The organism is Oceanisphaera marina, assembly GCF_014643915.1.
GTDB lineage: Bacteria > Pseudomonadota > Gammaproteobacteria > Enterobacterales > Aeromonadaceae > Oceanimonas > Oceanimonas marina.
In genome coordinates this window covers 1-713 of record NZ_BMKE01000071.1, presented here as the reverse complement: position 1 = coordinate 713, position 713 = coordinate 1, and the positions used below count along the sequence as shown (strand labels likewise).

The 713-nt window shown below is 54.8% G+C and carries 1 protein-coding gene; it reads right to left on the bottom strand.

Going from position 1 to position 713, the window contains the following annotated elements; translation table 11 throughout:
• Positions 1-127: 127 nt before the first annotated feature.
• Complete coding sequence (locus tag IEW52_RS15620; protein WP_188631000.1) at positions 128-637, bottom strand: transposase; 510 nt, start codon at positions 635-637, stop codon at positions 128-130.
• Positions 638-713: the final 76 nt, after the last annotated feature.

Genomic DNA, 713 nt, shown 5'->3' with positions numbered 1-713 from the left:
GCAGCTTGCCAGCGCTTCAAGGTGCGCTCGCTGATGCCCATTAACGCTGCGACCTTGTACCGAGCGGCACCACCGGCAACGGCTTCATTAAATAAGTCCAGGAGCCTTGCACGTTCCACCAGCGGCGTCAGTCTTCCTCGCTGCTGTCCGGATCTTCGCCGTACAAGGCTTCGAGCTTTTTTGACAGCACCAGCAGTGAAGCGGTCTCAGCCAAGGCCCTGTCTTTACGGCGAACTTCCGACTTCAGCTTTTTAATCGTGTTACGGGCCTCTCGTTGCTGCTTCTGAACTGCTTTCTGGTGCTCATCCTGCCTGCCAGCACCTTGAAGGCAGGCCTCTTTCCAGCGATGTACCTGCTCCGGATACAGGCCTTTCTCGCGGCAGTAAGCGCTGAGTTCGGCCTCAGACATAGAGGCTGTTTCGATGACAACAGCCAGCTTGGATTCAGGGGACCAGTCTTCCCCTATATGACGATTACCTGGCACGGGCATCCCTTGTTTTCGACACTGTTTCAGCCAACTATACAGAGTCACATCGGATATGCCTTCCTCTGTGGCCACCGACACCACACTTCGGTTCTGCGGAGGCAACAACTTCTTCAATACGGCGGCTTTACGTTCTTCAGAATAACGTGGCATGAATGCTCCTATGCCGCCCCTGATTGGTTAAATTCAGGCGAAATCGCCAACTGGACAACTAGGCTGACAGAGGGGG